The organism is Alienimonas sp. DA493, from assembly GCF_043951915.1.
In the GTDB taxonomy this organism is placed as follows: domain Bacteria; phylum Planctomycetota; class Planctomycetia; order Planctomycetales; family Planctomycetaceae; genus Alienimonas.
The window spans coordinates 1-1014 of sequence record NZ_JBINJD010000328.1; the positions used below are offsets into that span (position 1 = coordinate 1).

Here is a 1014-nt window from a genome sequence, read left to right on the forward strand (position 1 = left end):
GTAGCCGCAGTGGCGGAGGTAGTTGCGGCACTGCTCGGGCGGGAACAAATCCAAGACCTGTCCGCACAGCTCCCACAGCCGGTCGGTGGTGCGGGCCGCTCCGTCCCGCAACAGCTTCTTGAACTTGGAGAACGCCAGTTCGATCGGGTTCAGGTCCGGGCTGTAGGGCGGCAGGTAGGCCGCCCGCGCCCCGGCGGCCTCGATCGCCTCCCGCACGCCCGCCACTTTGTGGGCGGACAGGTTGTCCATCACGACCACGTCGCCGGCACGCAGTTCACGGCAGAGATGCTGGCGGACCCACGCCAAAAAGAGCGGCCCGTTGATCGCCCCGTCCACGCACAGCGGGGCCACGAAGCCGGTCGACCGCATCGCCCCCAGAAACGTCGTCGTCTCCCACCGCCGGCAGGGGACGCCTTCGTACAGCCGATCGCCGCGTCGGCAGCGGCCGTGCGTGCGGGTCATGTTGTCTTTCGCCCACGTTTCGTCGAGGAACACGCCCCGGTCCGGGTTCAGCGTCTTCAGGAACTCGAACCAACTCACGCGAGCGGCGGCGACGTCGGGCCGGTTCCGCTCGGCGGCGATCAGCGTCTTTTTTTCCGCGTGATCCCCAGTCCCTTCAGCGCCCGGGCGATCAGCCCCTCGCTGGCGTCGATCCCGCGTTCGGCCTTCAGCGCGGCCTTCAGCTCCCGCAGGTAGGCGTCCGGGCGGTCGGCCAGCTTCGCCTGAAGCCAGTCCGCCCAGGCGTGCCAAGTCGGTTTGCGGTCGCGCGTCGTCGCGGGCGCCAGCTTGCCGGTTTCGCGGCGGTCCTGCTTGATCCGGCGGACCCAGCTCTCGGAGCAGTCGAATCGCAACGCGACCGCCCGCGTACCCGCCCCGGCGTCGCAGGCGGCCAGCACGTCCCGGCGGAACTCTTTGGAATAGGCGATCGGCACGGCGGCGACTCGGCGGAACGGGACGCCGCAGAGCCTACGCAGCCGGTAACCGCCGCGCTAGAGATAACCGCCGGACGCACTA

2 protein-coding genes are annotated in these 1014 nt (G+C 69.6%); both read right to left on the reverse strand.

Annotated features, from left to right (window positions below; genetic code table 11):
* A partial coding sequence (locus ACG2DA_RS22820) for an IS630 family transposase (protein ID WP_395259009.1) occupies window positions 1–585 on the reverse strand: 585 nt, incomplete at its 3' end.
* Window positions 582–932 carry a hypothetical protein gene (locus ACG2DA_RS22825; protein WP_395259007.1) on the reverse strand — a complete coding sequence of 117 codons (351 nt, stop codon included), beginning with the start codon at window positions 930–932 and terminating at the stop codon, window positions 582–584. The genes ACG2DA_RS22825 and ACG2DA_RS22820, both read right to left, overlap by 4 nt.
* Window positions 933–1014 lie beyond the last annotated feature (82 nt).